The following is a 25,676-nucleotide window of genomic DNA, read 5'->3' as shown; positions in this document are numbered from 1 at the left end:
GCATGAGCACCCACGACGACAGAATTTTTACCGAGCGCCGCGATGAGGTGATCGACGCCGCCATGCGCCGCGTCGAAGAGCGCCCCTCCGCCGGCCATTCGATTGCGCTGATGACTGAAGGCAGCCATGCACTGGCGCCGCTGCAGCTGGAACAGCGCCGGTTGATTCATCGCGAGGATTCGGTACGCCTGCAGTCCGATGCGTTTCGCGAGATTCGCACGCGACTGCTAGGGCTCGCGGACAACCAGAACTTCATCACCTTGGTGGCATCGGTCAGTCCGCACTCGGGCGGCAGCTTTGTTGCACGTAATCTGGCGGCGGCGTTCGCCTTCGATGAAACCAAGACCAGCCTGCTGATCGACTGCAATTTACGCTACCCGAGCCAGCACAGGGCGCTGGGAGTGGATCCGGCAAAAGGCGGCCTGATCGATTTCCTCGAGCATCCCGTTCGCGGCATCAAGTCGATCATTTATCAAACCGGAATTCCGCGTCTTCGCTTGGTTCCGGCAGGTACCTCCCGCGAAAACGGCGGTGAATTCTTCTCTTCGTTTCGCATGCGCGCAATGCTCGACTCGCTGCGCTGCCGATACACCGACCGTTATCTGTTTCTTGATGGTCCGGCCATCAAAGGTTCTCCAGACGCACGCATTTTGTCTGACCTGGCCGACTTTGTGGTGGTGGTAGTGGGATATGGGCGCGATACGGCGGCCGCCGTCAATCAGGCGGTCGCCAATTTCGAGCCAAGCAAGTTGGCAGGGGTGGTGTTCAATCAGTCGGTATAGGACGAAACGCGACTGCGCTTCAGGGCGATTCAACGCAATTCATCCAACGGGGAGGGGAAATGCCCGCATCCATCACGCTCGCTCGCGCAGTGACGCTTGCGCTTGTCGTTGCGCCGGTTGCGGCATGGGCCTCGCAGTTCGACTACTCGATCTACGGAAGCGTCGAACATAGCGACAACATCACCCTGACCGACAGCAGTCCCATCAGCCAGAACGTCTTCAGTCCGGGCATCAATTTCAGCTACGCGCAACTGGGTTCGGTGTTTCAGGCCAATGTAACCGGAACGCTGCAGTACAACGATTACCTCGGCCATCAATTTTCGGATCAGACGCAGACCGAACTGGCGGCTCAAGCCAATTGGACGATGTTGCCCAAGCGGCTGGATTTTACCGTCGAGGATTACGCCGGCGTCGAACCGGTCGATTCGCTGGCCAGTAATTCACCGGAAAACCAGCAGCAGACCAACGTGCTATCGCTGGGCCCGACCTTGCATTTGCAGTTCGGCGATATCATGCGCGCACAAATCGAACTTCATTATCTCAACAGCTACGCCTCCAAGGTCCAGGACTTCAATTCGAGCCGCGGCATGGCGGCATTCCGCCTGTATCGCGACCTCAACCCGACCGATACGGTTTCGCTGAATATCGAATCGCAGCGGGTGAAGTTCAACAACAGCGTCGCCACCGAATTGATCGATGGTGTCGACGATAACGTGGCGACTCCCAATTATACCCGTGACCAGATCTACGGACGGTACGCCAGCACGCTCGTGCATTTCGATGCCGATGTGCTGGTGGGATGGTCGAAGATTGATTTCGACCGGGCGCCCGGCGATTCCAAGCCTTTGGCCAGGGCCACCCTGGGATGGCAATTTACCTCGCGCAATGCGTTATCCGTCACCGGCGCCTATGAGTTTTCCGATGCCGCGCAAGACATGCTCTTGCAGCCCGGCCAGAGCATCGTCAACGCGCTGAGCGAAAACCCGACCGACTTCATCGACAACCCCGGTGGCGGCATCAGCACCGGCAACCTGGTGATCGATTCGGAGGTTTACCTGGAAAAAAGCCTGCAGGCGACCTACACCTATCACACTGAGCGCCTTCAGCTGTCGGTTGCGCCGATTTACGACAAGCTCTCGTATTTGAATGACCCTACTTTCGATCAGTCCACGCGCGGCGGCACGGTCAGCCTGGACTACCACCTGCGTCCGAATACCACGCTTACCGGATTCGTCAACGGACAAAGGCAGAGTTACGTGTCGCTGCAGCGAACCGATAAAACGTATCGCTACGGCGCCGACCTGGGCCATCAATTTACCCCGCACTGGAGCTGGCACGTTTCGTATATTCGCCAGCTGCGCAATAGCAATGCGATCGCCCAGAGCTATCACGAGAACGAAGTCTATTTCAGCGTGGTGTTCCGGCGATGAATATGCGTGCCCGGGCAGACATGCCGTTCCATTTTGGACCAGAGCGCGAATTGTTCGGCATGTTCCATGCAGCCGGCTCGCCGGCACAAAAGGCGGTCGTGCTTTGCCCGCCGCTGGGGCAGGATCAAATACGCTGCCATCGCCTGTATCGGCAACTGGCTCAGGTGCTCGCGGACGAAGGTGTTGCCGTGCTGCGCTTCGATTATTACGGCACGGGCGACTCAGCCGGTGACAGCGTGGACGTGGACTGGGAGCGCTGCAAGGTCGATACCGCCATCGCCGCCAGCGAATTACGCATGCGCGCCGGCATTGATCGGGTGTTCGCGTTTGGTGCGCGGCTGGGCGGGAGCATCGCATTGGCGTCGGCCGTGCAAGCGCGCCTTGCCGGCGTCGTGGCATGGGATCCGGTACTCGACGGCCGCGCTTACGTATCGCAGCTCGATGCCATGCAGTCCGCATTGTACAGCGACGAACAGCGCTTCATGGTGCCACGCAAGGCCACGGACGTCGCCACGCAATGGCTCGGATTTTCGATCAGCGACACCCTTCGCCGGCAGCTCACGAACATGCATATCGAAAGGCCGACCGTACCGACGCTGCTGCTCGATTCGCTTTTGCCCGAGGTGCCGCGATATTCAAGTGGTTTCATGGCCATGGCCAGGTCGTTGCAGCCGCCCACGCCCTGGGACGATATGCGGCGGCTCGAGGTGGCGGTTCTTTCGCATCCGCTCATTCAGGCCGTCACTCGCCATATGCGGGAGGTCGCGTGATGCAGGAGCAAGCCTTCCGTTTTGGTCGCGCGCGGCATCTGATCGGGATCGCTGGGCTGCCGGCTTCGACCGCGCCGGCAGCTGTTGGCGTGATCGTGCTCAATGCGGGGTTGGTGCACCGGATCGGGCCGTTTCGATTGCATGTGGAGTTGACGCGCCGGTTGAATGCGCACGGTTATCCGACCTTGCGTTTCGATCTTTCCACCATTGGCGACAGCGCTTCCAGCGGGGAGTCGCATACCCGCAAGCAGCAGATCTGTGCCGACGTCGGCGATGCGATGAATTTGCTCGGCGAGCAAGCTGCATGCAAACGCTTCGTACTGATAGGCCTGTGTTCGGGTTCGCAATGCGCGCACATGGTGGCTTGCGTCGACGACAAGGTGGCCGGCGCCGTTTTTCTCGACGGTTATGCATACCGAACCGTCGGTTATCGACTGCGTTATTACTTGCCGCGCCTGCTGGACGCGCAGCGTTGGCTGCGGGTCTTATCGCGTGGCCGTCGGGTACCGCAGGGCGGAAGCGGCGAGCCGGCCTTTACCGTGGCGCCTTTGCCGCAGGCGGTCGTGCGCGCCGATTTTGCCGGCATGCTCGATCGCGGACTCAAACTGTGTTTGATCTATAGCGGCGGCATCAGCCGTTATTTCAACCACGCGCGCCAGTTCCGCGAATGCTTCGGTCGCGTCATCACCCATCCCCATGTCAGTACCCGTTTTCTGAAAGAAGCCGATCACACTTACATCCTCACCGGCGATCGCAACCGCTTGCTCGAAAGCATCGAGCGCTGGCTTTCCCAAAGCTTTCCCGTCACCTCGGGTGCCAACCTATGAATACCGTTCTGGTCACCGGCGGCGCCGGCTATATCGGAAGTCATGTTGTCCAGCAATTGGTGGCGCGTGGCGAACGGGTGGTCGTTATCGACAATCTCAGCACCGGCTTTCGCGAAGCCGTGCGAGGCGCCGAGCTGGTGGTCGGTAACGTCGGTGACCTTGGCCTGGTCTGGCATGTGATGGCTGCGCACCAGGTGGAAGCAGTCATGCACTTCGCGGCGCATACCGTGGTGCCTGAGTCGATGTGCGATCCACTTAAATATTACGGCAACAACACGTGCAATACGCGCAACTTGCTTACCTGCTGCGCCGAGGCAGGCATAAAAAAATTCATTTTCTCGTCCACCGCGGCGGTCTACGGCGCGACCGATAACGGCATTGCCGTCGAGGATACGCCGACCCGGCCGATCAACCCGTATGGCACGTCAAAACTGATGTCCGAAACCATGCTGCGCGACCATAGCGCCACCGGCGCCATGCGGCATGTGATTCTTCGCTACTTCAACGTGGCCGGCTGCGATCCGCAAGGACGCATCGGCCATTCCACGCCCAACGCAACATTGCTGATCAAGGTATGCTGCGAACACGCCGTGGGAATCCGCGATAGCGTGTCCATCTTCGGTACCGACTACGACACGCCGGACGGCACAGGCATTCGCGACTATATCCATGTCGAAGATTTGGCTTCCGCGCATCTGCGAGCCCTCGATCACCTGCGGGGCGGCGGCGAATCGTTGACGCTGAACTGCGGTTACGGGCATGGCTACAGTGTGCGCGAGGTCATCAATGCGATCGTTCGGGCGGGCGGAAGGCCACTGAACGTCATCGAGCTGCCGCGTCGCGAGGGCGACATACCCATGCTGATCGCCTGTAGCGACCGGCTCAAGCGTGTGTTCGATTGGCAACCTCATTACGACGATCTGGATTTTATCGTCGGCACCGCGTTGCGCTGGGAACAGCAGCTTCTATGCAAACGTGTTCCGCTCTCATCGGTGGCATGAATGGGTGCAAGATGGTTTAACGGTGGCCTCGTGGCATGCCTGCCATGGCTGCGCTCGAGTGGCAGGCGAGTGATGACTGGGTATGCCTGGCGCGGCTTCGCCATGGCCTTGGGCAGCTTGGTCGCCTTTGGGATGGGCGGCATGCCGCCCTCCGCCCATGCGCTGCACGCACCAGCCGTGGCGCATGTTGCGCCAGCGAAAAATGCGGTGCCCGCGGATGCCACGCCGGACCAGCGCATCGTCGTGCATCGGAATGCAGGCAAGGATGCGGACGTGTTAGTTTCCGTCGGTATCCCATTTCCACCGGCGGCATTACGCGATACGCGCTTGCTGCGCATCCTTGACGCAAGCGGCGCGGAAGTGCCAGCGGCGGTGCAGACGACGCTGCTGTGGTACGCCAAGGACGGCAGCGTGCGCGCGGTTCGCGTTCAATTTCACGCTCATCTTGGCGACGACAGCCAGATATTCTATTTCTCGGTGGGCAAGCCGCGCCAACGCGATCTCCCTGGATGGCCCTACGCCAATGGCCTGGTGACCGGTGAACAAGGTTTGAAAGTGGCCGCCGCTCTAGCGACATTGAGTCCGGTATGGCTGTGCCATTCGCTGATCGCCGGCCCCCAGTTTCCGGCGCCGCCCAATGAGGCTTACGCCAATTACGTCGCCACGCAGTTTCAATGGGCACGGCCGCTGCCGGTGAACGATCCGACGGCGTGGCTGTTCGACCGACCTTCCACGCTGTTCAAGGCATACGTTCGCACCGGCCGCTTCGATTATCTGCAAGCGGCCGACCTCAGTTATCACTTTTATATGAAGTACATCCGTCGCGATGGCTGGCCGGTAAGTCCGTTTTGCGCCGGCGGATGGACCTATAACCAAAAGCCCTGCGACGTGAAATATGTCTATGTCGAGCCGATCCTGCTCTCGCTTGCGCTCACTGGCGATGACAGCGAGCACGACCTGGACACCGTCGACAAGATGATGACGCTGTGGGAGAACGGTGGCTGGAGCAATCGGCCGGGACCCTACGCCAGCCCGTCGCAACATTTCACCGAACGCATGGCCGGCCTGGGCCTGCTTGAAACAGTCAGTGCTTATGAATTGACCGGCGATCGCCGCTATCTGAAACGTGTCAACGATCGCATCGGCTGGCTGTACGACCATCAGCGCAACAACCCTGATGGACTCGGCAACGATGGCTCCTGGCGCAATAGCTGGAACCTCCACGAGGACGATGCGTGGAACCCCTCGACGGACGTGCGCGGCACATCGCCCTGGATGACGGAAAATATCATCGATGGCCTGTGGCATACGTGGCTGGTCACCGGCGATCCGCGTATTCCTCCCATGATCACCGCGTTTGGCCGTTACCTCGAGCAATATGGCTGGATCAAACCCGACCTGCTGCACTTCGAGCACGACTGGCGCAATCCATGTTCCGGTCCCGACGGTCAAATCGCCTGGTATTGGTCATCGGCGCATGTCAGCACGAAAGTGCTATCGCACATCGAAGAGTCGGATGGCTGGTATAGCGATGCACATACGGTCGAGATTGCGCTGCCGGTGGCCGCGGCCTATTACTTCGAGCAAGATCCCAAGCAAAGCACGGCGCTGAAGCATCGGCTCGAGGCGTTGGCCTCGTCTTACAACATCGAGTGCGCAAAATCGGCCGATACCTTGCGGCGATTCAACTGGAATAATCGCGGCAGCGGTGTCGTCGCGTGGTTGATTCGCCAGCCGGCCGGCAGCGGCGCGGCGCCAGCGCTGGCCAGGAGCGTGACGCCATGAAGCAGCGGATGGCTGTATTGCGAAGCGTTACCCTGGTATCGGCCGCTACGTATGTCGAGTACGCGCTGGGACTGGTCGTCAGCATCTGGATCGCGCGCACACTGGGCCCGGCGGACTTCGGTCGCTACGCTTTCACCGTATGGCTGTGCAGCTGGTTGATGACCTGCAGCAACCATGCGTTGACGACGTCGTCGACCAAGTTCATCGCCGAGGCGGATGGGGCGGGGCGGCCCGATATAGCGTCGCATATCGCCCATCGCCTGAGCCGATACCAGCACTTGAGTTCGTTTATCGTCGTGCTGCTGTTTGTCGCCGGGACCCTGGTCATCCGGCCGGTCGAATGGCGGCAATCGCTATTGCCGGTAACCCTGCTGGTGATTGTCGCCGTGGTCGCCAAGGCTAATTACGCCATGCTCGTGGCGATCGAGAAGGGGCAGGAAAGTTTCGAGCCGGTATCCATTGCGACGGTGCTTTCCGGAGTGATCGGCGTGGGACTTATTGGTGCGGCCACCGCGGTGCACGCCGGCATGGTGACTTTTTTCGCGCTGTTCGCAGTGGCCTGCCTGATGCTGAACTTGATCAACCGGCTCGCATTCCACCGTTATTGCCGGCCGTTTTCGGCGGGGCCGATTCCCGAGGACATCCGCAAGCGCCTTTCCCGTCACCTGCGCCTGACCGCAGCGCTGGTGCTATTGATTTCACTCAAATCGAGCACGATCGAGGTGTTCCTGCTCAACACCTATGCGACGTCCACGGCCGTCGGCTTCTTCGCGATTGCCGCCACGCTGACGCGGGGTGCTGTCGAACTGCTGTCAGTCGGGCTGACCACCACCTTGTTGCCATACATGGCCAAATCGTTCGGCAAGAATGGAACCGGGCAGGCTGCCCGGTTGCTCACCGAGGCGACCCGGTTTTATTGGGCCACTGGCCTGGTGATCGCCGGCCTCGGCCTGGTGACGACGCCGGAGATCGTCAGGTTGATGTATGGAAATCGATACGTGGACGCGATACCCGTGATCGAAACGACGCTCGTTCTCGCCGGATTGCTGCTGATCGGCAACAGCATCGCGGCATTCCAGATCGTGGTCGACCGCCAGGACGATCGCGTGCGTATCTCGGTACTTGCACTGATCGTCAACGCCGTGCTCGGCGTCGCGCTGGTTCCGTTCTTTGGTTTGGCAGGTGCAGTGCTTACCTACGCAGGAACGCGGTTCGCGGAATTGGGTCTTGCTATTTTCTACCTGCGCCGCGCGACGAGCGGAGGCTTGCCCATTGCGCAGATGGCGCGCCTGTTCGGTATCGCAACCGCAGCAACGGCATCAGCATGGCTGTGTGTTGCGATGATTCCCAGTCGTTTCGGCTTCCTCGCGGGGGGCATGGTGTTCTTGGCGATTTTCGTGCCGGCCAGCTTCCTCGTGCGCTATTGGAGCGACGACGACTATCGGTTGATGACGATGATCACCGATCGTCTTGGGCCACCCGGCCGCACGCTTATGCGCGGCTTGAGCATCCTGCATGGTCCGGCAGCCAAGGCACCCTCATGATGCCTTCGATAGCCATCGATGCGGAGGACGCTTGATGTATTGGAAGGCCAAGGCAACGCTACAAAATGCGGTGTCCCGATTGCCGTCGGAGTCATCTTATGCGGCCTACTATTGGCTTCAACGCCATTTCGGCGGATTGCGCAACATCGATCCGATGGCGCGGCTACGGGCCGGGGTCGAGACCTGGAGGCAGATCGAGAAACTGGGGCGCGAACCTGCCGACAAGATATTTTTCGAGGTAGGAACGGGCCGCGTTCCGATGACGCCACTGGCCTATTGGCTGATGGGCGCAAAAACGGTCATTACCATCGATCTGAACCCATACCTGAAAGCGGAATTGACCAGGGAATGCTTGCAGTACATCGCCGACCACGCCGAAGAAACACAGGCATTGTTCGGGGCGTTGTTGAATAGCAAACGGTTCGATGCCTTGCTATACCTTCAGCGTCAGGATGATTTTCGTTTGCAAAATTTGCTTGACCTATGCCAGATCAAATACATCGCGCCGGGCGATGCGGCGCGAACCGGATTGAACCAGGCCAGCATCGATTTCCATACTTCGTTCAATGTTTTCGAACACATCCCGGGCCACGTATTGCTCGCGATTCTTGCCGAAGGCAATCGCATCATCAGCGATTCGGGAATGTTCGTTCACCGAGTGGATTACTCCGATCATTTTTCGCACTCGGATATGCGCATATCGCCGATCAATTTTTTGCAGTACTCCGATGCCAGGTGGGATCGCTACGCCGGCAATCGCTACATGTACATGAATCGGTTGCGCCATGATGATTTTTTGGCGTTGTTCGAATCGGCGGGGCAGAGCATCCTCGCCACGGAGCCAATGGTTGATGTGGCATCCCTTGAGTTGTTGCGCAGGGGGAAGTTGAATATCGATCCGCGGTTTGGCGCCAAGGCGGTGGAAGTTTTAGCGACGACGGATTCGTGGATTATTTCCGCGAAGGCGGAAGCGGCTTTGGACTAGCTCCTCCGGCGGCGCTGCGTCGGAAGCTGAGGTACGTGCATATTGGCCAGGTTTTTGCGACCTGGCGCCACGGCCGCCGCATGGCAAGCACACGCGGGTCAGGCACGAACCCCGCGGCGCTTGATTATCGCATGCCGTGCATACCGGGCCATGCACACCGCCGATCGCATCATCCCCAGCTTCTCGATATGGCGGTAAATGGCCCACTGCCAGGATGCGGCCCGTAATTTATTGGCCGATAGCGAACGTTCGCGCACCAGATACCAGGCCAGCGGTTCGGCAGAGTCCACCCGCACGGCTTTGCCGGCGCGGCGCACCTGCTCCAGCCAGAACACATAATCCTCATGACCGATGCGCCGAAACGGCACGTCGCCAAGGCGCCGGGCATACATGCCGGTCAGCGTGCCGATGAAATTGCTGGCGAGCATGTCGCGCCAATCGACCTGCGCCGGCGGCGTCACTTTGCTCAGCACGCGGCCATTCTCGGCGACGCGCCAATACGAGGCATAGCTGATCAAGGCGCCGCTTTCGCGCATGCTGTTCAATTGGCGTTCGAGTTTGGCCGGATGCCACCAGTCGTCGGCATCGAGAAACGAGATGTAATCGCCGATCGCGGCCGCAATGCCCGTGTTGCGGGCAGCGGCGACGCCGCCGTTGGCCGGTTGCCGCAAGACGTGCACGCGCGCATCGAGCGCGGCATACGCCTCGAGCATGCCTGGCGATCGATCGCTCGAGCCGTCATCGACGACGATCAATTCCAAAAGAGCGTGGCTTTGCGCGAGCACCGAATCGATGGCCCGCGACAACCATGCTTCGGCGTTGTAGACCGGCATGATGACGCTGACCAGATCGTCGCTCATGCCGCCACATCGCGCGGGCTGTGCTTCGGTGGCGATAGCACGCCGGGCGGCGGCAGTTCGTAGTCGCGGTAATCGTGCGGATTACCGCTCAGTCCCGCTTCGGCGGCCTTGATGATGTTGTAGACCTCGCGTGCGGTGACATAATGCAGGACGTAACGTCTGCCGTCGTTATAGGCGTGCTCCAGATGACGGTGCATGCGGTGCGCGGCATCGCCGAGCAGCGTGTCCATGTCGCGCTCTTGCGTGCCATGCGTGTGTACCTTGACGAACACCCATTCCGGACGTCCTTCGACATGTATGCCCGTGTCGACCCAATTGTCGATCCGTTCCGGTGTTGGCGGGCATGCCCGGCGCACGTCGGCATTTTCGATGCGCGGCACGATGCCGAAGCGCCGGTTGCGCCAATTCAGTCCAAGTGGCCCTTGTACGATCAAGAGATCGCCACTGGGCTTGCCGCCGACGCGAACCGGTTGGCCCGTATCGTGGGACTTGGGTTTCCCTGGATCGTCCGTCGCGTAGTAGATGGCGTTGACCATGCGCGTCTGGGTTTCGCTCGGTGCCGAGGGCAGGGTGAAGTCGGCGTAGCAGCCAAGCTCGCGCAGCAGGACCAGCTCGTTATTGAGGCCGCACCAGCGCCCGTCAGCGCGCGAGTTGTCCAGGCACCAGTTGCCATGGATGAAGCCGAAGCGCAATTGGCCGGTGTTCGGATCGCGTGGCAACGCATTGTGCCGTTCATGCAGCAACCTGTTGAAGCGTTCGATGGTGGCTTTGAAATGCTCGGGCGTATCGTTGTCGTGATGCAGGTGAATCTCGATTTCGCCGTAACCCTCCGCACATAGCGATGCCAGCTTGTGCAAGTGTTCCTCGCGATATTCCTCTTCGGGATAGAAGAAGGTGTGCTGCGGTGGCCGTCCGTCGGCGTCTCGATGCGCGTCGGCAAGTTGGCGGTAATCGCGGCACCAGCGGTCGACCCTGGCGCGTTGCGTCGCGAGATCGACCTTGCCCCAGGCCGGTTCAAAATGATCGACGAAGCAGAACATCACGTGGACCGGCTTATCGGTTACGCGTGGCGGACGGCGCCGGAGATAGCTCCCCAGCCAGACTTGCATGTGGCGCGCGCGAATCGCCAGCGTCGTGGCGATCGCCAGCGTCAGCAGCAAGGCGAATGCGAGCAGCAGCGCCATCGTCCACATCAACGCGATCCTCCTGTGGGAAGAAGGGTGAGCAATTGTTCCGCGTTGTTGCGCCACTGGCGTTCGCGCTCGATATAACGGCGCGCAGCGGCCCCCACGCGCCGGCGCTCGTCTTCTTGCATCGCCAGATCTAGCACGCGCTGCACGCATGTTGTCGTCTCCCCGCGCGGAAACAGCCAGCCAGTATCGCCATCGCCAATCACCTCGGCGACGGGTGCGTAATCGGGCGCGACCACGGCGACACCCATGCCCATCAGCTCGAATAGCTTCATCGGCGAGCCGTAGTGATTGGAGTTGGGCAACACGGCGTAATCCATGCAGGCGATCCAGCTGGCGATATCGTCGTGCGCGACGCGGCCGGGCAGCAATACGCGGTCGGACAGGCCGCGGTCGGCAACAAGGGCGCGCACTGCCGGCAACGTCAGCCCATCCCCGACAAAGACCAGCGCAAGCTGCGGTACTTCGGCCAGGCGCGCGGCAATCGCCTCGACAAACTGGTCGACGCCGTGCCAATGCGCGAAGACACCGATATGGCCACATACAATGCGATCGGCCAGCCCGCGTTCGGCGCGCAGCCTGGCGACGTCGAAACGCGAAGGATCGAAGCGCGCCAGGTCGACGGCATTGGGCGAGATCACCGATGGCGCGATCCGGCCGTAAGCAGCTTGTGCCTGATCGCGAAAATAGCTCGATATGAACACCAGCCCGGTACAGTGACGCAGGCACCAGCCTTCGATACGCCGCGCCAGGTTCTTGAAGCGCAACGGGCGCACCCGCTCGACCAGCGCTGAATCGTTGATCTCCAGCACCAGCGGAATACCATGCCGCCGCGCCAGCCAGACCGTCGCGAAGAGAAAGAGCGAATAGCGTTCGTAGATCAACTGCGGTTTTTGCCGGCGGATTGCTGTGCCGGCGCGGAACAGCGTAACCACGTTGTAGCCGAGTTCGAAACATTCGAACAACGCGCCAGGCAAGCGGGTGATTGCCGCGGCAAGCCGGCCGCGCCTTGCATTGGCGTGCGTGGCCGATTCGTGTTCGGGATCGGCGCCCGGGAAAGACATGATCGATACATCGTGTCCCAAGGCCCGCAAAGCGTGCACGATGCCGCGGATGTGTACGCCTTCAACGTGGCGCCCGCGCGTGCGATGGTGATAAAGGATTCTCATCGCACGTCCTGCGACAGCGCGCGAAAGCTATGCCCGTTGAGCAACCATTCCGGCAGCAGCACGCTGAGCGCGTCATGGGCGCGCTTGCTGTCGTCATGCATCAGCACTATGTCGCCAGGCAGCGGTGGATCGGCGCGCAGCCTGGCCACCATTTCATGGGTGGGTCGATCCTGATAATCGAGGCTGTCGTAAGACCAATAGACAAAGCTGCGTCGATGCATGGCGAAATAGCACAAAATATCCGCGCCCACGTATCCGTGCGGCGGCCGCATCCGATGTTGCAGACGTCCGTCGAAGGCACTGAGCAATGCGTCGGTGCTATGGATCTCGCTGATTTTCTTGCGGGTCGTCATGTGTTTGAACGACCAGTGGCTATAGGAATGATTGCCCAGCATATGGCCGTCGGCCACGATGCGTTCGACCAGTTGCGGATGGCGCTCGATCTTTTGCCCCACCAGGAAAAAGCTGGCCTTCACGCCGTGCTTTGCCAGCAGGTCCAGCAGCGGCGGCGTGTATGTCGGATCGGGACCGTCATCGAAGGTGAGATAGCGTGCGAGACCATCGCGGGAGCCATTGGTCTGCACCAGGGCATCCGGGAGGAAGCTCAGCAATTGGTTTTTCCTGGGTCTCATATTCATGCGGATGCACCCATCGATACCGCTGCCCCGGTGGCGGCGGCGCACAAAATGGCATCCAGGTGGCGAATATTGTCCTCCCAGCGGAAACCGCGGGCATGCGTGGCGATCCGGGTGCGATTCCAGCGCCGTGCGCTGGCTTCGATGAGCGCGGCGGATAGTGCCTGCCGTTGATGGGGCGGTACCAGAATGCCGGCGTATTCGGGCACGACCTCCGGAATGCCGCCTACGTGGCTGGCTACCACCGGCGTGCCGCAGGCCATCGCCTCGAGCACTACGTTCGGCACGCCTTCGTTATGGCTGGGCAGGCAAACCAGGTCGGCGGCGCGAAACCAGTCGCCCAGTTCGGCATGGACCACCGCGCCGGCCATCTCGACATGATCCAGGCACCCTAGTGCCTTGGCGCGCGCGAGCAAGGCGGCGCGCGCGGCGCCCGTGCCGACATAGACCAGTCGTGCCAACGGCTGTGCGGCGAGCAGCGCCGGAAAGGCTTCGAGCAGATCGAGGCAGCCCTTGGATGCCTTCAGGTTGCCTACGAACAACAGCATTGGGCTATAGGTGGAAAAGCCGAGCCGCGCTCGCGAGCGGAGGCGCTCTTCGGGCGAAAATATCGAAGTATCGACACCGTTATAGAGCACATGTACGTTCGATGGATGCGCACCCAGTGCGATGGCTTTCGCCGCTAACGCCCGGCTGACCGCGACGACGCCGGCGGCACCGGTCAGCGCCGAGCGGATCTGGGGGCGGCGCAGCATATGGTTGGCCTGCACGTTGAGATCGTTGCCGTGCACCTTGAGCACGTAGGGGATGCCCAGCCGGCGCGCCAGCCAACCCGCGGCAGCGCCATCGGGATAGGCCCAGCTGACGAGCATGCAATCGTAGCCGGCTTTTCGTATCCGGCTTCCGCATTGCCACCACAGCGACAGCAGCCAGCAGAGCGCATGCAGCGAGCGCCCGATGCCAGGTGGAAACACAAAGACGAAGTGGCCGGTATGCAGATGGCCGGCGTCCACCTGGCCGCGCGGGTCGCCGAGCCGCTCGCGAAAGTCGACCGCGGTGATGACATCCACCTCGTGCAATTGCCCCAGGCGCTCGAATTGCTGGCGGTTGAATGCGCCGCGCAAGGGATCCCAGGGCGTGGGGAACAAGTTTGTCAGGATCAGCACTTTCATGGCTTTTGCCATTCCTTTGAGCCGTCATAAAGTTGGGCGTAGCGCATTGCCATCGTTTCCAGCGAACCGTGCTGCTCGACCCATGCGCGCGCCACCTGGCCCAGGGCCATCGCCTGCTGCGGGTTCCGCAACAAGCCAAGCATGGCCTCCGCTAGCGCTGCTGGATTTCCCGCCGGCACCAGGCGGCCGGTGATACCGTCGCGCACAATCTCGCCGTTGCCGCCAACGCTGGTGGCGACAATGGGGAGCGCCACGGCGCTCGCCTCCAGCAACGCCATCGAATAGCCCTCGCTCAGCGATGAGAGCACGAACATGTCCAGGCCCTGCAATAATTCGTGCACATCATTGCGATCGCCCAGGAAATGCACGCTGCCGGCCACGCCTTGGTCGGTGGCGCTGTGTTCCAGCGATGCGCGAAGCTCGCCGTCGCCGACCAACACCAGGGCCGTATCGGCATGCTGCTCATGCACCAGCTTGAAGGCGCGCAGGAGGCTGAGCTGGTCCTTGGTCCAGTTCAACCGTCCCACGGTGCCAACGATCCGGGTTTGCCCAGGCAGGTTCAGCCGGCACGCCAGTCGATCGTGCATGGCTGCCGAAGCGGGTTGGAACGCTTCCACACGAATGCCGTTGGGTACTACACGCGCCTTGGCGGACGGGACGATACCGCGTTTGACCGCATCGCTGCGCGCGGCTTCGCAGACGGTAACCACCGCGTCTGTACGTGCCAACGCGCGCCGGTACAGCCACTCTCTCCGGCGCGCGCGGCGGTTGACGCCCATGCCGTGACGGGTGTTGATCACCTGTCGCACAGGAAGGCCACATGTCGCCAGCACCGCTTGATAATGCGCGACCGCATTGTGGGTATGCAGTACATCCGTAGCGTGGATGCGCACCATCCGGCGAGCCTGCGCCAGCGCCGCCAGGTCGATCCCTTGCCGTTTGCCGCACACTTTCACCGCAATGCCCAGTTCATCCAGTTCATGCGCCAGAGAGCCGGACGAATACAAGCACACGACCTGGCAATGATGGCCTTGCCGATGCTGGTATTTCACCAGCTCCAGCACCATGCGCTCGAGACCGCCGCGATCCAGGCTTTCGACGAAATGCGTGATATTCACGGCGCGAGTTCCGATACCGTGACCCGCAATTTTCCACTTCGCGTGAGCGGAATATCATCGACGAAGTGGTAATGCAGCTGCACACTGTCGCCAAGCACTTTGCCTACTTCGCGACGGATGTAATCCAGCGATGCGTCGTTGAAGCCGGCGCCGCGCACGATGGAGAGATCGAGCCGGTCGAGATGGCGTTGCACCAGCTGAAAGCGTTGCAGGCCCGCTACGTCCTTGAGCATGTGCGGAAAGAACTCGCCAGGCAGCACATGTCCGGCCGGCGTGCGGATCGCATCGAGCACGCGGCCCTCGACACGTTTCAGCAGCGGCAAGCCGCGTCCGCAAGCACAACATTCCGTGGCTGCCGTCGCCATGTCGCCATTGGCGTAGCGCACGAACGGCATGCCGTAATTGAAAAGATCGGTGATGACGACATCGCCGGCCTGGCCGTCGCGTGCGGCGCCGTGCGGCGCATGCAGCTCCACGACCAGATGGTCGGCGTTGACATGCAAGCCATGGCGTTGCTCGCACTCGGCGGCGATCAACATGAATTCCCGGCAGCCGTAGGTATTGAACGCGGGTGCTCCGAAAGCTTGCTCGATCAGGTCGCGCTGGAATTCGTGCATCGCCTCCGCGCCGCCGATGATGGCTTGCGGCCGCCAGATTTTGCGGCCGTTGGCGATAAGCCACTGCGCCAGCTGCAGCAACGGTCCCACGTAGGCGACGATGATGTCCGGACGATAGCGATCGATCGCGTCGGCGTATTCGGGCATGTTTGCTTCGGTCATCTTGAAGCTGTTGAGCACGCGACGTGCGAATGCGGCGTTGTACAGGCGGTCCTTGAACTGGTGCGCGCGGGCAGGGTCGCCCACCGCGCCTCCCCACAGGAACAGGGTACGGCGTCCCATGCGTGAACCTGCCCATTCATAGCCGCGCCACATGACGGCCGTCCGGCGATCGTTGCTTTCGCGTGTATAGCCGAAACGCATCGGATCGCCCGTCGAGCCGCCTGTGGCCTTGTACAACAGGCGCTCGCGCCAGGGTTCTGCCTTGAGGTCGTCGAAATGGGCGCGGATGTCCGCTTTGGTCAGTATCGGAAGCTTTGCGTAGTCGTCGGGATTGCGAATGTCGTGGGGCGTGATGCCCAGTTCGCGCCATCGCTTGCGGTAGTACGGCACCTGGCGATAGCAATGCTCGAGCAAGCGTTGCAGCCGTGTCCATTGCAGCGCCGCGAGCTGCTCCGGATCCAGCCACTGGTCGCGCCGATAGCCGTCGAGATAGGCCAGTGTGCGGCGGCGTCTCAAACCCGTTTCATAGGCAGGAAACAGGACGCGCCGGAAGGCGGCTTCGTAGAGCGCACTCATGCCGCACGCTCCCCATGCCACGATGGATGCGTGGCGGCGGCTGGACGGTCAAAGACGGATCGGCGGATATTCATGCGGATGTGTGCAGCAATACGGCTATCAGAACGAAAAAGCCGGCGATACTTCCGATGGCTGCCGGAAACCAGCGCCAGCCGCTGTCTGCCAGCGTAAACAGGCGAAGTTGTGGAAATCGTTGCCGTGCGCTGACGTAGAATCCGACCACCATGGCGGCGACCAGGTACATCACCACCATATAACTGCGACTGAGGAAAAAAGCCGCCGAAAACAGGCCGCATAGCGACAGCAGCAGGGTCAGCGCCATGCGCCGTTCGCCTTGCCATGCTTTTGCGCGTTCGGGATCGTTGTCATCATCAGGCTTGTGGCGCAGCACGGCCAGCATCATCCAGAAGCTATAGCCGACAAAAGCCAGCCATAGTATGTAGCCGACAAACCCTGTCTCGGCCAGCACCAGCACGAATGAATTGTGCGCGGTGAGATCGTTGTACTCGGTGAAATTGCCGGCGCCGACTCCGAAGACCGGATGAGATAGAAACATGTGCAGGCCTTCGTACCATGCATCCACGCGGCCAAACGCCGACTCCTCGTCCGGATCCAGTTGCTGCATGCGCGACGACAATAGCTTCATGCACGCCAGCCCGACGACACCCAGCGTGCCGGCGGTAAGGAAGCCGCTTCGATACCAGACATACGCGCCGGCCACGACAAGTACGGCAAGTAACGCACCGCGTGAGTTGGTGAGATAGGTTCCGTAGAACAGGAGTGCCGCGCAGCCCAGCCAGAACAGCCGCAGTAACGATCCGCGTAACGTACTGAGAAATACCGCCATCGGTATGGTGGTGGCGAACAGCAGGCCTAGATCGTTCGGGTCGTTAAAAATACCCACGTATTGGATGCGCCCGTCTTCGGAGAGCGGCACGCCCGTCCAGCCCACCCCGTTCCTGGCCTGGCCGATGCCGTGCGCGACCAGCACCACCGAACAGAGCACGAACACGGCCATCGCATATATCACGCGCCGCTGCGTATTGCAGGCGGCGGCGAAGACAAAGAAAGCAATCACGATCGGGCCGAATTTCTCCAGTTGATCGAGCGCGCCGCCGGCCCAGCCATTGACCACCACCGAGATCATCAGGATCAGCAGGAAGATCGGCAGAATCACGAATTGCGGTGCCTTGAAAGTCTTGGCGCCCGAGATCATCCAGCACAGAAAAGCCAGGATCAGGACGGCCGGCAAAACCGGGATGCCAGTGAAGGCCGGCACGTATTCTTGCGGCCGGATGAGGGTCAGGATCACGTAGAGCATGATCAGCGGAAACATCAAGCGTGCGCCTGTTCGCGAGCGGGTTCGCGGTTGACGGTGGGATAGCTGACCAGGCGCGGCAATGCCAGCATGGCGGCAAACCAGCCCGGCCCCATCATGCGTTCCACCGGCAGACGATAAAGCGCGTAGCGGTTTGAAGCCGGCTGCGGATTGGTGCCGCAGATATAGCAGACGGCCAGCTGAAAGCCGGCTTCACGAGTGGCGTTCATCACGTCGACATCGAAGGCGCGGTCACCACCGACCGGGTAGGACATCAAGGCGGCCGGCGCATCCAGTTCGCGTTCCAGCGTTGCCTTGGATTGCCATACCTCATCTCTCATCCGCTCGCGTGGCAGCTTGGCCAGCATGCGATGGTGTACGCCGTGCGAACCCACTTCGAAGCCTGCGTCATGCATTTCACGCAGCTGCGACCAGCTCATCGGGCGGCAATCTTCCGGCCGTATATGGCTGGGTATCTGCCAAGCCTGCTCCAGCCGCTTGATCATGGCTTCCTGCGCGATCGCATCGATATTTTTCATGTTCTGCAACACGGCGCCGGCGAGCGAACGCCGCAAGTCGCGATCCCTTGGCATCGGTACGTCCATGCCCAATTCGGGCAACACCAATCGCGAAGCGGTGGTGAGCAGGATCATATGCACGAGCCAGTCGTAACCGAACGGCTTGCCGCTATCGACGTGGCCGGTCGAGACAAAGAACGTGGCGGGAACGCCCAGTTCGCGCAGGATCGGGTAGGCGATGCGATAGTTGTCGTCGTAACCATCGTCGAAGGTAACCACCACGGCATCGGGCGGTAATGCGTCGCCCGCGTCAAGTGCAGCGGCGACATCGCTCAGGCGCAACGGCAGGAAGTGTCGTTTCAGATGCAGCATCTGTGCGCGGAATCGTTCCGGCGTGGTGCTGATCAATTCCAGGTCAAAATCGAAGGCGGCGGGGTCAGGCAGGGGCATCACCCGGTGATAGGCCAGAATGCGCAGGTCCTTTTGCCACCATGAGCGTACTCGCTGCAACGGGTGAAGTGCGCCGGTGCTGTAGCAAAGTTCCGCCACCCGCCCGCGGATGCCGGATGCCCGGCCGTGGCCTTCTTCCTGAGTCAACATGGATGACGTTCCCGGCGCTGAGCGTGACGGACGGTCGCGTGCCCGATGACACCGCGATGAAAATAGACGCGGGCCGTGCAGCAAAGCTGCGCGCGCACGACCGATCGCGCGCCCAGCGACAACCTTTTGGCGATAGTAAAGGTGCTCATGTCGGCTTCCCCTGGACCGCCGCGTTCATGTCAGCGCCGCCCGAACCAGTGACGCAAGCGCGAGCCGAACTTTGCAGGCTGCGGTTCCCTGGCGACGTCCTCCGATAGCCCCGCCGCCAGCGTGCCCAGCGTACCGTTGGCGATGTCCAGCAGGTTCAGCGCCACGCCAGTCTGGCGTTGGACACGTGCGGCCATGTCGACGGCCATCAATGAATGGCCGCCGATATCGAAAAAATTGTCGCTGGTACGAACGCGCGGCAGGCCCAGCAGTTCCTTCCACAATGCCGCAAGCAACTGCTCGTTGGCGGTTTTGGGCAGGCAGCTGCTGTCGAGTTCATCCTCGCCGGATGATTCGGCCGGTAACGGCAACGCGGCGAGATCCACCAGGCCGTTCGTCATCAAGGGCAATGCGTCGAGCAACACCAGCCGCTGCGGTACCTCGTGCGCAGGCAGCGTTGCGGCAAGCGCGGCCACCAGCCGATCGGATTCCAGCCTATGGCCGGGCGCGGCAACGATGTAGGCGTGGATGCGGGTACTGCCGGCCGCGTTCCATCGCGCCACCGCCACGGCGCGCATGACCCCTGGCTGGTCGAGCAGTTCCGCTTCGATGGCCGCCAGGTCGGCGTCACGTCCGTCAACACGTGTGCGGCGATCGGTGCGGCCCGTTTCCTGGATATGGCCGTCCACCAGCCAGCGGCCGCGGCAGTGCGTGCGTCGCAAAGGTAGATCCGGCCATGCCGCCGGAGCGATCGGCAGCGTGTCGTGCGCCGCTTCGGCACGCATGCCGAAGGGACGGCTGAGCGATGCGCCGCCGACGTGGATGTCGCCGATGGCGCCAATCGGGCAGGGCTGCCGCTGATCGTCGAGAATCCACACCGATGTATTGCCGAGCAGGCGGCCACTGTGCAGGCTTTCCGCCGGACGCTCGATGCGGCCGCAGGTGGCAGCCAGCGCGCCGTCGGCGCAGCCCGATAGACTCCAGATGCCAGCGCAGCACGCGGCCAATCCTGCGGCCAGCTCAGGCGAGGGCAGGCTGCCGACGCAGACAGCCTTCATGTCCGTATTTCCCGTCCAGCCCGCGGAAAACATCAATTGCCATGCGCTGGCTGCTCCCAGCATTGCGGTGGCTCGATGGTTTTGCGCCAATTTGACCAGCGCTTCGCCATCGCGCGACTCACGCTGGCTGGCGAGAATCAATTCCGCACCGATCGCCAGCGGCAATAGATTTTCGATCAGGGCGTTGCTCGTCGCCGGCGAGGCCGTTGCCAGGATGCGGTCGTCCGCCGACATGCCGAGCGAATCCCGCACCCCTTGCAGCGCATTGGCGATGGCGCGATGCGTAAACGCCGTGCCGCTGATATGCCGGTCGGGACCGGGCACATGGACGGCGATCGCAACGCTGTCGCCGATGCCTTCGATCGTCGACGTTTCGCGATCGTCCGGCGCGGCAACGATTTCGGCGGTATCCGCGTCGAACCACAAGGCTTGCGCGCGTGACCACTGCAGCGGGCTTTCCAGCGCGCTGTCGCCGGTCAGCAGGGTAATGCGCGCATCGGCGATGATCTCTTTCAGGCGTGCAGCCGGATCGGCGGGATCGAGCAGCACGCATGTGCTGCCGGTTTTGAGAATGCCGAGCATGCCGGCCAATCGATTCGTCCCGGGTTCCGCGCCGAGTCCGATAACCGTGCCCTGGCCCGCGTTGCGTCGACGCAGGCAATGAGCGATACGGTTGGCACGTTGTTCGATCTCGATGTAGCGCGTTCCCCAACTGCCGAATGTCAGCGCCACCTTGTCCGGCGCCCGGTCGACCTGCAATTCGAACATGGCAGGCACGCTGCCCGGCAGCTGGAGCGCCGTGGCGGTCGCGTTCCAGTCGCGCTCCTGTGCCAATTCGGCGGCACTGATGGCTGTGAGTGAAGTGATGAGCTGCCCTGGATCGTCGCTGACGCGCGCCATCATCGAGAGATAGCGATCGCGCAGCAGGCGGGCCGTTTCGGCTTGCAGGATATCGGCGTTATAAGTGACGCCGCCGACCATTCCCTGGTTGCTTTCGAGGAACCACAGGCCAAGATCTTCGGTGGCGCCGCTCTGGAACAGCAGGATCTGCTCGTGTGCCAGGCCGCCCCAGTCGACGGCGCGTTGGCGCGCATCCTGGAACGAGAACAACGCCTGATAGAGCACTGCGCCGCTACCGGCGCCAATGCGCAACTCGCGTTGCAGGTATTCGAGCGGGACATCGGGGTGGCCGAAGCTTTCGATCGCGTTGCATTTGACGTGACGCACGAAATCGATGAACGAAAGTGCAGTGTCGACCCTGATATGCAGTGGCAGCAAATTATTGAAATAACCCATGACCGATTCGACTTCGGTCTGGTTGCGCGCGCGCACCGGCGTGCCGACGACCAGGTCGCTTTCGCCGGCCATGCTGCTGAGCAATACGTAGTACAGCGCCAGCAGGGTCATATTGAGCGTGGCGTCGGCCATCCGCGCCACTTCATGCATTGCGTCGGTCGCTTCCTTGGTGAGGCGAATCCATTCGGTGCGACCTATGCCCGACATGCCGGGCCGCCGTGGCTGATCGGTGGGCAACGCGCGTATATCGGCCATCTTTGCCAGGCGCTCGCGCCAGAAGGCGAGTTGTGCCGTGAATTGCGGCCCGTCCAGCCACTGCGCATGCCAGGCGGCGAAGTCGCCGTAGCTGACCGGCAACGGGGGCAGCGGCGACGGCGCACCCTCGATAAACGCCCGATACAGCGACGAAAGCTCGGCATACAGAATGTCGAACGACCAGCCATCCCAGATGATGTGATGGGGCATGAAGAAAAAAACGTGGTCGTCATCCCCCAGGCGAAACATGCGAGCGCTGAACAACGGCGCCCGGGTGAGATCAAAGGGCGTATCGGTGAGCGCCTGCAAACGCTGCATCAGTGCGGATTCCCGCTCGTTTTCCGGAAGTCCGCAAAGGTCCTCGGCGGGAAACAGGTCTACCTCGATGTGTGGCGCGACGATCTGCTCGACGCTGCCGCCATCGCGGCGGAACGCCGTGCGCAGGATCGGTTGGCGTTGCAGCAAGGCTTGCAGCGCGCGCTGGAATGCGGTTTCGTCAAGATGGCCGCGCAATCGATGCGCAGAGGGAGCGTTATAGGTAACGCGGCCAGGCTGCAGTTCTTCGAGCGACCACAGCCGGCTCTGCATGAGCGATAGCGGCGCACGACTTTGATCCGCACGCGGCACGATGGGCTGCGTGGCAGGCGCGGTGCCGCTCGCCAACTGGGTGTCGATCGCCGCGGCAAGCTCGGCAATCGTCGGCGCATCGAACAAAGTACGGAATGACAAAGTGACGCCGAACTCGCGATTCAGGCGAGCGGTGAGCTGCGCGGCCAGCAATGAGTGACCGCCGAGGGCGAAGAAATCATCGCGCACGTCCAGCTCAGGTAGCGACAGAATGCTTTCCATCGCTGCCGCCACCCGGCGCTCGCCATCGTTGCGCGGTGCGATGCGCGACGTTTCCGACGCGATCGAATGCACTTGCGGTGCGGGCAGTGCCTTGCGGTCGATCTTGCCGTTCGGCAACAAAGGAATCGCATCGAGCCGGATCACGTGCTGCGGCAGCATGTAATCGGGCAGGCGCTGCTTGAGTTGATCGCGCAGGGCCGTTTCATCGAAAGCGGCGTGCTCGCGCAACACTACGTAGGCGGCCAGCCGCACATCGCCTGGCCGATCTTCCCGTGCCATCGCTGCTGCGCGTTCGATGCCGGGCAGGTCGGCGAGCACGGATTCGATTTCGCCCAGTTCGATGCGGTAACCGCGTACCTTCACCTGGAAATCCAGGCGTCCCAGGTGTTCGAGCAGGCCGTTGGCGAGCCAGCGGCCGCGATCGCCGGTGCGATACATCCGGGCATGTTCCTGTCCGGCGAATGGATCGGGCAGGAAGCGCTCGGCATCCAGTTCCGGGCGATTCAGATAGCCCAGGGTGACGCCGGCGCCACCGATGTAGATTTCGCCAGGCACGCCCAGCGGACACTGTGCACCACGCTCGTCCAGGATATGGATGCAGGTATTGGCGATGGGACGTCCGATAAAAATCCCGGCGCGCGGATGGCTGACCCGCCAATACGTCGAGTAGACGGTGGTTTCGGTGGGCCCGTATCCATTCCAGACTTCAGCACAGCGTTGCAGCAGCGCCTCGGCGAGATCGATCGCCAACGGTTCGCCACCGGATACGGCGCGGAAACCTTCGCGGCCGCGCCAGCCCGCTTGGATCAGGATGCGCCAGCCGGCGGGAGTGGCCTGCATCATGGTCGCATCGCTTTGCTCCACTAAACGGCGCAAGGCGGCGCCGTCGCGGACATCGTCGCGGTCGGCGATGATGACTTCGGCGCCGACGCTCAACGGCAGCATCAATTCCATGAAGGCGATATCGAACGATAGCGTCGTCACGGCGACCAGCCGGTCGTCCTTGGCGATACCGGGAGTGCGTTGCATGCTGGTCAGGAAGTTCGACGTCGCTCGATGGGGGACGCGCACGCCCTTGGGCCGGCCAGTCGAACCGGAGGTGAAGATCAGGTAGGCCACGGAATCGGGGTCCGCCGCCGCCGCGTCGCCTGGCAGCCGCGCGGGGGAAGCCTGTTCGATGGCGTCGGCGTCGCGTTTCAACGACAGCACGCGCGAGGGCGGAAATTCGAAAGCCGATGGCGTGGCGTCATCAACGATGAGCGCGGCCAATGCGGCATCGTCGACCATAAAAGCCAGCCGCTCGGCGGGAAAGCAGGGATCGAGCGGCACATAGCCCGCGCCGGCCTTGAGCACGGCCAACAAGGCCGCCACCATATCGGCGTTCCGCGGCAGCGCGATGCCCACCAAGCTGCCGCAACCGACACCGCGCTCGCGCAAGACATGCGCGAGTCGGTTGGCGCGGGCCTCCAGTTCGGCATAGCTCCATTGCCGTGCGCCGTGGCGCACGGCGGCGCGGTTCGGCGCCCGGTCGACTTGCTCTTCTACATATTGGTGGGCGAGTTTTTGCTCTGGATAAGGCGTGCGTTGCGGTTGCAACGACGCGATTTCACGTTGCGCCGCCTCGGACAGAAGTCCTAGCGCCTGCACCGCGATGGTCGGCGTGGCGGCCGCGTTGCGAAGCAGGGTTTCGTAAGCGTCGAGCCAGCGACGGATCGTTTCGCCACGGAACAGGTCGCTGTTGTATTGACACTCCAATCGCAGGCAGTCGCCCACTTGTACCGCATTGACGAACAGTTCGAAATTCTCGAACGCACGCGCATTCGCGGAAAACTCGAAATGCAAGCCGGGAAAAGAGACGGTGCGCTCGTCCAGCGCCTGGTCAAGATTGAACAGGACGCTGGCCAGGGGAAGCCGGCCGGGATCGCGCGGCATGGCCAGGCGGGCGAGCAGGCTGCCTAGCGTGTATTGCCGATGGTCAAATGCGTCGAGCAGATCGACGCGCAACTGATCGAGCAGGGTCGTGAAGGGCGCTTGCGGATCGATCGTGGCGCGCAGCGGCAACACGTTCACGCAATGGCCGACCAGGCGATCGCCGCCGTCGACCGCTTGTCCGGCGGTGGGAATGCCGACGACGACATCCTCCTGTGCGGTCAGGCGGTACAGCAGGGCGCTGAAGGTGGCCAGCAAGGTGGCGTAGAAGCTCGCGCTGCGTCGCGCTCCCATGCGCTTGATATCCATGACCAGGGCTGCGTCGAGCGTGCGATCTTCCCTTTGCGAAGTGAAAGTCCGGCGACGCTGGCGTGTGCCATCGGTCGGAAGGTCCAGCGACGGCAACGCGCCGCTGAACCGGCTCGACCAATACCGCTCGTCCGCGCGGCCGGTATCGGCCTGGGCGCGCGCCGCTGCCGCGATGGCATAGTCGGTAAACGTGCCTGCAGGAGGCGGGCCATCGCCTTGGCCCAGCCGTTGAGCGTATAGCGAGGCAAGATCGCGCATGATCACGCCGAACGACCAGCCATCGCAGATAATGTGATGCGCAGTAAAGACCAGCAAGTGTTCCTGTGCGCCAAGGCGCAGCAATTGGGCGCGCGCCAGCGGCCCGTGTTCCAGATCGAACGGGGTGCCAACGGCCAGCGCGAGCGCCCTGGAAATGGCTTCTTCGCGCCTGGTTTCGTCGAGCATGGACAGATCGCGTGTGGCGCAATCGAAATCCACATGGGTGGCGATGCAAAGGTCATTGCCGTCCACGCTAAAGGTGGCACGCAGTGCTTCATGCCGGTCGACCAGGTCGTGCAGGGCGGTTTGCAAGGCGGCAACGTCAAGCTCGCCACAGAGCCGTATCGACACCGATTCGTTATAGGCGAGCGATGCTTCCTGATCGAGTTTCGCGGCCAGCCATATTTCGCGCTGCGACTCTGTCGCGGGTGCGACGCGAGCGAGCGCGGCCCCGGCAAACGGATCGTAGTCGACCGCCGTGGCGGCCATGCTCACATCACTGGCATTCATGGACTG

At 61.9% G+C, this 25,676-nt stretch carries 18 protein-coding genes; 8 read left to right on the top strand and 10 right to left on the bottom strand.

What is annotated here, in order from left to right:
- Positions 1-2 precede the first annotated feature (2 nt).
- From ISP15_RS00610 to ISP15_RS00575, 8 genes are all read left to right on the top strand, one after another.
- Positions 3-782, top strand: coding sequence for a P-loop NTPase family protein (locus tag ISP15_RS00610; RefSeq protein WP_404543909.1), 780 nt, complete (start codon positions 3-5; stop codon positions 780-782).
- Positions 783-841: 59 nt separating this feature from the next.
- Positions 842-2,212: an outer membrane beta-barrel protein gene (locus ISP15_RS00605; RefSeq protein ID WP_404543907.1), complete on the top strand. Its 1,371-nt coding sequence runs from the start codon at positions 842-844 to the stop codon at positions 2,210-2,212.
- Positions 2,209-2,982 (top strand): alpha/beta fold hydrolase, encoded by a 774-nt coding sequence (locus tag ISP15_RS00600; protein ID WP_404543905.1) that lies wholly within the window; start codon positions 2,209-2,211, stop codon positions 2,980-2,982. Before ISP15_RS00605 ends, ISP15_RS00600 begins: the two co-directional genes overlap by 4 nt.
- Positions 2,982-3,809, top strand: coding sequence for an alpha/beta fold hydrolase (locus ISP15_RS00595; RefSeq protein WP_404543903.1), 828 nt, complete (start codon positions 2,982-2,984; stop codon positions 3,807-3,809). Before ISP15_RS00600 ends, ISP15_RS00595 begins: the two co-directional genes overlap by 1 nt.
- On the top strand, positions 3,806-4,810 hold the full coding sequence (gene galE, locus ISP15_RS00590) for a UDP-glucose 4-epimerase GalE (protein ID WP_404543901.1): 1,005 nt from the start codon (positions 3,806-3,808) through the stop codon (positions 4,808-4,810). The genes ISP15_RS00595 and galE overlap by 4 nt, the downstream gene beginning before the upstream one ends.
- Positions 4,811-4,951: 141 nt before the next feature.
- On the top strand, positions 4,952-6,595 hold the full coding sequence (locus ISP15_RS00585; protein WP_404543900.1) for an AGE family epimerase/isomerase: 1,644 nt from the start codon (positions 4,952-4,954) through the stop codon (positions 6,593-6,595).
- A complete protein-coding gene (locus tag ISP15_RS00580; protein WP_404543898.1) occupies positions 6,592-8,139 on the top strand; it encodes an oligosaccharide flippase family protein in 1,548 nt (515 codons plus the stop codon). Before ISP15_RS00585 ends, ISP15_RS00580 begins: the two co-directional genes overlap by 4 nt.
- Before the next feature lie 34 nt (positions 8,140-8,173).
- Complete coding sequence (locus ISP15_RS00575) at positions 8,174-9,124, top strand: hypothetical protein (RefSeq protein ID WP_404543896.1); 951 nt, start codon at positions 8,174-8,176, stop codon at positions 9,122-9,124.
- A gap of 98 nt (positions 9,125-9,222) precedes the next feature.
- On the opposite strand, the gene ISP15_RS00570 is transcribed toward ISP15_RS00575, so the two are convergent.
- From ISP15_RS00570 to ISP15_RS00525, 10 genes are all read right to left on the bottom strand, one after another.
- Positions 9,223-9,984 (bottom strand): glycosyltransferase family 2 protein, encoded by a 762-nt coding sequence (locus ISP15_RS00570; RefSeq protein WP_404543895.1) that lies wholly within the window; start codon positions 9,982-9,984, stop codon positions 9,223-9,225.
- The gene (locus ISP15_RS00565; RefSeq protein WP_404543893.1) at positions 9,981-11,177 is read right to left on the bottom strand and encodes a hypothetical protein; all 1,197 of its coding nucleotides are present in this window, start codon (positions 11,175-11,177) and stop codon (positions 9,981-9,983) included. The genes ISP15_RS00570 and ISP15_RS00565 overlap by 4 nt, the downstream gene beginning before the upstream one ends.
- Entirely contained in the window at positions 11,177-12,343 is a 1,167-nt protein-coding gene (locus ISP15_RS00560) for a glycosyltransferase (protein ID WP_404543890.1), read from the bottom strand. The genes ISP15_RS00565 and ISP15_RS00560 overlap by 1 nt, the downstream gene beginning before the upstream one ends.
- Positions 12,340-12,981 carry a polysaccharide deacetylase family protein gene (locus ISP15_RS00555; RefSeq protein WP_404543887.1) on the bottom strand — a complete coding sequence of 214 codons (642 nt, stop codon included), beginning with the start codon at positions 12,979-12,981 and terminating at the stop codon, positions 12,340-12,342. Before ISP15_RS00555 ends, ISP15_RS00560 begins: the two co-directional genes overlap by 4 nt.
- Complete coding sequence (locus ISP15_RS00550) at positions 12,978-14,150, bottom strand: glycosyltransferase (protein ID WP_404543885.1); 1,173 nt, start codon at positions 14,148-14,150, stop codon at positions 12,978-12,980. The genes ISP15_RS00555 and ISP15_RS00550 overlap by 4 nt, the downstream gene beginning before the upstream one ends.
- Positions 14,147-15,268 carry a glycosyltransferase gene (locus tag ISP15_RS00545; protein WP_404543882.1) on the bottom strand — a complete coding sequence of 374 codons (1,122 nt, stop codon included), beginning with the start codon at positions 15,266-15,268 and terminating at the stop codon, positions 14,147-14,149. The genes ISP15_RS00550 and ISP15_RS00545 overlap by 4 nt, the downstream gene beginning before the upstream one ends.
- Positions 15,265-16,623, bottom strand: coding sequence for a phenylacetate--CoA ligase family protein (locus ISP15_RS00540; protein ID WP_404543880.1), 1,359 nt, complete (start codon positions 16,621-16,623; stop codon positions 15,265-15,267). Before ISP15_RS00540 ends, ISP15_RS00545 begins: the two co-directional genes overlap by 4 nt.
- A 70-nt stretch (positions 16,624-16,693) precedes the next feature.
- Positions 16,694-17,959 (bottom strand): O-antigen ligase family protein, encoded by a 1,266-nt coding sequence (locus tag ISP15_RS00535; protein WP_404543878.1) that lies wholly within the window; start codon positions 17,957-17,959, stop codon positions 16,694-16,696.
- On the bottom strand, positions 17,959-19,059 hold the full coding sequence (locus tag ISP15_RS00530; protein WP_404543876.1) for a polysaccharide deacetylase family protein: 1,101 nt from the start codon (positions 19,057-19,059) through the stop codon (positions 17,959-17,961). Before ISP15_RS00530 ends, ISP15_RS00535 begins: the two co-directional genes overlap by 1 nt.
- A 179-nt stretch (positions 19,060-19,238) precedes the next feature.
- The gene (locus ISP15_RS00525) at positions 19,239-25,670 is read right to left on the bottom strand and encodes an amino acid adenylation domain-containing protein (RefSeq protein ID WP_404543874.1); all 6,432 of its coding nucleotides are present in this window, start codon (positions 25,668-25,670) and stop codon (positions 19,239-19,241) included.
- Between the last annotated feature and the right edge of the window lie 6 nt (positions 25,671-25,676).

The sequence above is a fragment of the Dyella jejuensis genome (assembly GCF_044904675.1).
Classification (GTDB): Bacteria; Pseudomonadota; Gammaproteobacteria; order Xanthomonadales; family Rhodanobacteraceae; genus Dyella_B; species Dyella_B jejuensis.
The sequence above is the reverse complement of the archived record's forward strand: the minus strand, read 5'-3'. Positions and strand labels throughout refer to the sequence as shown.